Source organism: Paenibacillus sp. J22R56 (assembly GCF_056269375.1).
This window is the reverse complement of the sequence record NZ_JBWDNV010000013.1, coordinates 189939-197653: the sequence shown is the minus strand read 5'-3', so window position 1 is coordinate 197653 and position 7715 is coordinate 189939. Positions and strand designations below refer to the sequence as shown.

Sequence of the window (7715 nt, the reverse complement as noted above, 5' to 3'; positions counted from 1 at the left end):
AACGGTAGATGCCCTACCTTTTGTGTGGCAATTCATTTAAGCCCATGCTTTCGAAGCATGAATCACCACAAACGGTAGATGCCCTACCTTTTGTGTGGCAATTCATTTAAGGAGGATCAATCATGAACGCTATACGTTTTGGAATTATCGGATTTGGATGGAGAGCGGAGGCTTACCTGCGGATTGCCAGCCAGCTGCCGCACTTGTTCAAGGCTGTTGGCATCGTAGTCCGTGAGCAAGCCAAATATGAGGAGGCCGCGGCAAAATGGGGCTTGAAGCTGTATCAGTCACCCGAAGAACTTGCTGAGCATTGTGATTTTCTCCTCACTGCCGTCTCCAAGACATCCACGCCATCTTTATTGAAGCAACTCGCTTTAATAGGTAAGCCGATCATGGCCGAAACTCCGCCTGCAGCCGATGAAGAAGGCATGAAGATCATATCAGCTCTCGTCTCGGAAGGCGCGCCTATTCAGATTGCTGAACAATATCCGCTGCAGCCGTACCATGCAGCTCGTACCGCCCTTATCTCCTCAGGAGCAATCGGCGAAGTACATCACGTACAGGTTTCTGCAGGTCATGGCTATCATGGAGTCAGCCTAATTCGGCATTGGTTGTCCCTGCCGCATTCGGCAAGCTGTGAGATCGTTGCCCGGCGCTTCGAGTTTCCTATTCAAGAAGTGCCGCATCGGGGACGGGCTGTACAAGGCAACCTGGAGACCGATCAGCAGGATATTGCCATCCTTACCTTCAGCGACGGCAAGAGTGCCGTGCTTGACTTTGCCAGATCGCAATACTTCTCCCCACTTCGGCAAAACCGCGTCTTGATCCGCGGCTCCCATGGGGAAATTAGAGATAACGAGGTTACCAGAAGTCTTGGAGCTGCGGATTATGAGACCATCACAATTAGCAGGCAGCAGGACGGATTAGAAGGAAGCCTCGCTCCGTTATCGCTGCGCGAGCTGCGTGCAGGCTCGGAGTGCTTGTTCCGCAACCCGTATTACCCTGCACCACTCTCCGACGAGGAGATTGCGATTGCGGAAGCCTTGTCCCGTATGACGACTTATGTAAGAGAAGGCGTAAGCTTCTATTCCTTGTCTGAGGCCTTAATCGACGTCAAAATAGCTATGGCTATCGACGAAGCGATCGCGACAGGAGAATCTGTGAAAGTAATATAACACTGGAAGTCCCGATGATTCTTGTAATCATCGGGACTTTTTTCTTTACTTTAAAACAAATTTTTACAGGATAAGCAATATGAGTAATCCCAACTCATAAATCTATGTAAGAATAGTGTTCACATTTTTATGCGCATTGTGGTTTAAAAGGGAAAGTAACTGCTCGAATCTGGTTGTTCGGTTGATCTTTAAAGGAGGAGAAGACTTGATACCAAATGAAACAAAACGTCAGGTACCACTTAGGGAAGATTGGCAGTTCCCGATGACCTTCATTGAAAATGCCGGGCAGGCTCGTACAGATATTCATTTTATTACGAATCAGCCAGGATATAAAATCGGTTTTACGTCCGAAGAGGTTCTTTTTGTGTTTACCGGAAGGCTCGATAGAGAGGATGGTATGGCTCTATTTCTGCAATTTCAAGGTGCGAATACTGTAGCAATAGAAGGACGTTGCCAGCAACCAGAGAAAGTCCATTATATGATGGGCAACAATCCGAACAATTGGCATACCAACCTTCTGACATATCGGGAGATTGTCTATCGTAAGCCATGGCCAGGTGTTGACCTGATCTTCTATGAGGTTGATGGAGATTTCAAATACGATGTCAGGGTACAACCAAGTGCGAGACTTGGCGATATCCGATTTGTCTATAAAGGAGCAGATAAGCTCGCCTTAAGCGATGAAGGAGATCTTCAAATCTATACCCCGCACGGCATATTGTCAGAAAAGAAGCCTGTCAGTTATCAGGTTATTAATGGCCGCAGGGTTCCCGTGGAAAGCCGCTTCATTCTGCCTGAAGGGCAGGAAGCATGTGTTTACGGCTTCGAGGTGGTCGGCTATGACCCGAATTATGAATTAGTTATAGATCCTGTGCTTACTTACTCCACCTATCTTGGAGGGAGTGATACCGATGCCGGCTTCAGCATCGCGGCAGACCAATTTGGCAATGCCTATGTGACAGGGCAAACCGTATCCTTTGATTTCCCCATAACCCCCGGCGCCTTTCAGCCTTTTATCGACGGATCATCAACTGTATTCGTCTCAAAATTAAATGCATTTGGAAATGTACTTGAATACTCCACCTTTCTTGGCGGCAGCAGCGCTGATCAAGGAACTGGCATCGCGGTAGATGATTTTGGCCACGCCTATGTAACCGGGCAGACCCTTTCCCCCAATTTTCCAACAACGCCGGGAGCTGTTCAACCTTTCATTGGCGGCAATCAAGATGTATTTGTAACCAAATTAAGTCCTGACGGCAGTTCGCTCGTATATTCCACCTTTCTTGGCGGGCAGGGAGAGGATATCGGTTTTGACATCGCTGTTGATAGTATTGGAAATGCCTATGTAACAGGTACAACAAATTCCTTCGATTTCCCAATCACTCCTGGTGCACTGCAGTCAGAACTTGCAGGCAATCTGGAGGATGCTTTTGTTGCGAAAATTAATGTTGATGGTACGGTGCTTGAATACTCCACTTTCCTTGGCGGCTTCGGCAACGATGAGGCATTTGGCATTGCAATAGACAATTTCGGCCACGCCTATGTAACCGGAATGACCACCTCCTTCGACTTTCCGACTACACCAGGAGCGTTCCAAATTTCATTTAACGGTGTCATATCCGCTTTCGTCTTGAAATTGAATGAGAATGGATCTGCACTCCTTTATTCCACTTTTCTTAGCGGCAGCGGCGATGATGAAGGCCGAGGCATAGCTATAGATGAGTTTGGTCAGGCTTACGTAACAGGAACAACCACGTCGTTCGATTTTCCGGTAACGCCGGGATCCTTCCAGCCTTTTTTTCATGGGGGAGCTTCCGAAGCCTTTGTAACAAAACTTAGTTCGGATGGCAATTATCAGGTCTATTCCACCTTTTTAGGCGGGGAAGGGTCCGATTCAGGCAATGGTATAGCTGTTCGCTCAGGCTTCGCTTATGTGACAGGGAATACCGGATCATTTAATTTCCCCATCACGCCTGACGCGATTCATCCATTCCCGGAGGGCGGAGATGGATTCCTTACTCAATTGAACATTGACGGCGCTTCGCTTGTCTTTTCTACCTTTATTGGAGGCAGCTCGAGTGATACGGATAATGCTATCGCGGTAGATCATGAAAGCAACGTTTACTTGACCGGCCAAACCTTCTCCCCTAATTTCCCGGTCACGCCTGGTGTAATTCAGCCGTTTTTGAGGGGAGGCAGCGATGCTTTTGTCATGAAGTTCAGTTTAGGGTTTGAGATACTGGTCAAAAAGTTTACCGATCGGTTTGAATTGCAGCCCGGCGAGCGAGTGACCTACTTTATTGAAATTCATAACCCTAGCGGAGTCATCCTGACAAATGTAACTATTGAAGATCCATTGATTGGGATTTTTCATTTCATTCCTGATATTCCTCCGTTTTCATTTCAAATCTTCGAATTCGCCTTCGATATCCCTTTGGATTTCCCATTAGGAATATTCAGAAATACGGTAAGGGTTATTACTGATCAAACCAGCAAGCCGATCGAGGCAGAGACTGAAATTCTCGTGACAGGAACTCCTATACTGATAGCCAGAAAAACCGTTGACCCACCTGCAGCAGCTCCCGGAGATACGGTCATCTTTATCATCGTGCTCGAGAATATAGGAAATGCCGACCTGATCAATGTTCACATTACCGACCCGTTTATCGGACTTGATGAATTTATCGGAGACATCCATGTTGGAATGTCCCTCGAGATTCAGTGGCCTTTCGTTATCCCTCCGGATGCGCAGGCAGGATTTACGATTTCCAATATCGCAACGATTACTGCCGATAATTTGCCTCAGCCGGAGGAAGTCGGAACCGTGGTGGAGGTTCTGCCAGTACCGAGGCTTGAGATTAATAAATCTGCTGATCGAAACGTCGTTCGTCAGGGAGAAACGGTGAATTTCACCATTACGGTCAGCAATACCGGTAACACAGAGCTTTTTAATGTATTGGTGACGGATGATCTTACCGGATTTGAAACGGTTATTTCCGTTCTCTTCATTGGGCAAAGCGAGACCTTCATTGTAACCTTGTTTGTTCCGCTGGAGACTCCGCCTCAAACCTATACAAATACGGCTGCTGCTGTAAGTGATCAGACAGAGCCCGTACTCGCCAATGAGGAAGTTACGGTACTTGCTGATCCACTTCTTGGGATTAAGAAGACTCCTGCGGCGCTTACCGTGGTGATTGGACAGACGATTGAATATACGGTCACACTGGTGAATTTCGGCAATGTACCGTTGACTGGTATTCGTATCATTGATGAGTTGCTCGGGATTGACCAGCCTGTTCCCGATCTGGCGGTAGGTGAAGAGCTCGAATTTGTGTTCACATTCACCTTCCCGCGGCAGACTCCGATCGGTTCGGATATCGTCAACATTCTAAGCGTGGTATCGAACGAAACCGGACCTCAAGAAGTGGAATCGGTTGTAACGGTGACGGGGGCTGGTCTATCGCTGTTAAAAGAGACTGACCGTGCGACAGCTATCCCTGGGGAAACAGTCGTATACACGATGACCGTCACGAATCTGCTTGATGTTCCTCAGACCAACGTCATACTGAATGATGTGCCGCTTGGACTCAGCGAGACAATAGACGTCCTCCCTGCAAACGGGTCTGTAACCCGGACCTTGTCCTTCACAATCCCGGCAGAAGCGGAAGCAGGCAGCATTATCCGAAACACGTTCACAACTTCTTCGGATCAAACGCCGCTTCTCGAGACAATTGCAGAAGTTGTCGTGCTGGAGACTCCAGGCCCATCTCTTGTTATTCAGAAAATACCAGACCGCAATGCGGCTGCTCCCGGAGAGACAGTCATTTATACGTTGACCATAACGAACCTGCTTGATGTCCCTCAGACGAATGTCGTTCTGACCGACACGCTGCTGGGATTCAGTGAGACGATCGATATCTTGCCTGCCAATGGGTCCGTTACACGGATGGTTTCGTTCACGATTCCGGCTGATGCCGTAATTGGCAGTATCATTCGTAATACATTTACAGCTGTATCGGATCAAACACCGCTGCTTGAGACCGCAGCCGAGATTGCCGTTCAAGCGCCTCCTGCCCCGTCCCTTGTCATTCATAAGCTGCCTGACCGCAATACAGCCGCTCCTGGAGAATCAATAAACTACACACTAACCGTAACAAACTTGACTGCTGTGGTTCAGACAAATGTGGTACTTAGCGATGTTCTCTTAGGACTAAACGAAACAATAGCTGTCCTGCTGGCAAATGAGACGATTACAAGGACGGTAACATTCACCGTACCGGCGGATACCGTGATTGGTAGCCTCATCCGTAATACATTTACTGTCGCATCGGATCAAACACCATTGCTCGAAACAATTGCTGAAGTCCTTGTACAAACCGCACCTATTGCAGAAACAACACTAAGCGTGCGGAAAAGGCCGGACCGGAACACAGCAGAACCGGGTGAAACGATCCAGTATACCGTAGAAGTAACGAACACCGGTACTAATCCTGCAACCAACGTCGTTGTACATGATTCGCTCACCGGTGAACAGATTATCATTCCGGTCATAGCACCAGGACAGACGGAAAGGGTCAGCTTCGCCTTCCTTGTGCCGGCAGGCTCAACACAAGGAACCCTGATAGCAAACCGGGTTACGGTCACGTGGCTGGAACAGCCTGCCCTTACACCTCCAGCACAAGATGAAGCAAGGGTAGTCGTTACGGTTCCAGCCGAGCTGCCGGAAATCAACATCGAAGTGCAGCCGGAGGCTCCAGTACCAGGCGGGACGGTACTTAAAATCATTACGGTCACAAACGTTACAGCTAACCCGCTGACCAACGTCCGAGTATTTGATCCGCTTCTTGGCTTCCGCACGACCATTCCATCACTCGCACCCGGAGAAAGCCGCATATTCACGCTGCAGCTTCCGATATCTGCCGGGACGCAAGGCGGAACCGTATTGCGAAACACGGTAACCATCATTTCCGAGGAGACGCCGCTCCAGCAAGAGGAGGCTGTAATACAGATACAGTCCCGGCCGGATGCATCGCTCATCGAGACGGTTGACCGCCCCGTTGGACGGCCGGGTGAAACGGTTATATTCACCATTCAATTCCGTAATACGGGTAATGTTCCGCTATTAAATGTCCGATTGACTGCTCCTCTTCTCAATATACAGCTGCGGCTGACGGAATTCGACGTTGGAGCAAGAGAGACGCTTCGGGTACCATTCGTTCTCCCTGAAGTTGAGGAAGAGACTGTCCTTGTAAGCCCTGTTACCCTACTATCGGATAATGGACCGACCCGTACAGCAAGTGCGTCGGTAACCGTTATCCCTGAAGAAGAGGAATAAAGTTTGGCAAATAAAACGGCCGGTCCCATGTTATTAGGCCCGGCCGTTTTTTTTCAAGATTTCTATTGTTTCAAATACTGCTGACAACTTCCTGATTTTGAATCAGCGCTACAAGATAAGCCAGGGTCAAGCCTTGACCCCATCCTTGCACTCTCTTCTTGGAGATGACCTTATAATCATCAACCGAATACATAACTGCCGTACCCGCAGATACATTGCGGACCGAACCGTCTTCATCGATGTTTGCCAGAATGCCTTCATAGGCTTTCGCCATATAGTTCTGATGCAACGGATGGGCGTAGATGGTCAAGGCAGCAGCAATACCTGAAGAAGCTGACGTTTCTTCATAGGAAGTTTCATCATTTAGCACCGTACGCCACAATCCTTTTGGAGATTGCAGTCGGACCAGAGAGCTTAATTGATCACCAAGTGCCCCTCCAAGCTGCATCCACATCGGCATAAACGGATTCAGCATTTTATGAGCTTGTGCCATCGTATAAGCGGCCCACGCATTTGCTCTGCCCCAATAAATACCAGAGAGATGATCCCCTCTTACATTATCCCAAGCGTGGTAGAACAGGTTCGTCTTATTGTCTTGCAAAAATTCTTCATGCCAGTAGAACTGATTCAGGGCATCATCAATATATTCCTTCTTATCCAGCTTGAATCCAAGGCGCAGCAGGAAATACGCCGCCATAAACAACGTATCCGCCCAAGCCTGCTCCGGAAAATCATTTTTGGAAGATACCGTATGCTGGAATACCCCTTCTCCAAACCGGATAGCATCTTTTCGCAAATACTCCGCCTTCATTAGAGCTAGATCAAGGTACTTTTGATCACCTGTCGCTTCATGCAGGGTCAACATCGTATGCCCCATTGCACAAGAATTGACCATCATTGCTGGCAGCCCAAGCTCCAAATATTCATCCACCCATTTAACCAAAAAATCAATATACTCCTGATTCTTCGTTACTTCCCAGGCTTTGCTGATTCCATAAAAAGCAACTCCGCAGGACCAGTTCCATGTAAAATCCATATTCATCGTTCTGCGGACGACGAGGTTGATCAGTTCTTTTACTTCTTCTTCGTTGACGACAAATTTCTTCATTGTTTGACTCCTCCGATTGAAATCGCTCTCATACGGCAAGAGTAACATGAATATAGCGATTAAATCTCCGCAAATATAAACAAATACTCCATAAACC

The 7715-nt window shown here is 48.0% G+C and carries 3 protein-coding genes; 2 read left to right on the top strand and 1 reads right to left on the bottom strand.

Features of this window, described 5'->3' with window-relative positions:
• Positions 1 to 122 precede the first annotated feature (122 nt).
• Both AC0YNT_RS27860 and AC0YNT_RS27855 read left to right on the top strand, forming a co-directional pair.
• Entirely contained in the window at positions 123 to 1175 is a 1053-nt protein-coding gene (locus AC0YNT_RS27860; RefSeq protein WP_475807551.1) for a Gfo/Idh/MocA family protein, read from the top strand.
• Between the two features lie 205 nt (positions 1176 to 1380).
• Positions 1381 to 6510, top strand: coding sequence for a DUF7948 domain-containing protein (locus AC0YNT_RS27855; protein ID WP_475807550.1), 5130 nt, complete (start codon positions 1381 to 1383; stop codon positions 6508 to 6510).
• Positions 6511 to 6580: 70 nt separating this feature from the next.
• Here the strand turns inward: AC0YNT_RS27855 and AC0YNT_RS27850 are convergent, their stop codons facing one another.
• Positions 6581 to 7618 (bottom strand): glycoside hydrolase family 88/105 protein, encoded by a 1038-nt coding sequence (locus AC0YNT_RS27850; protein WP_475807549.1) that lies wholly within the window; start codon positions 7616 to 7618, stop codon positions 6581 to 6583.
• Positions 7619 to 7715: the final 97 nt, after the last annotated feature.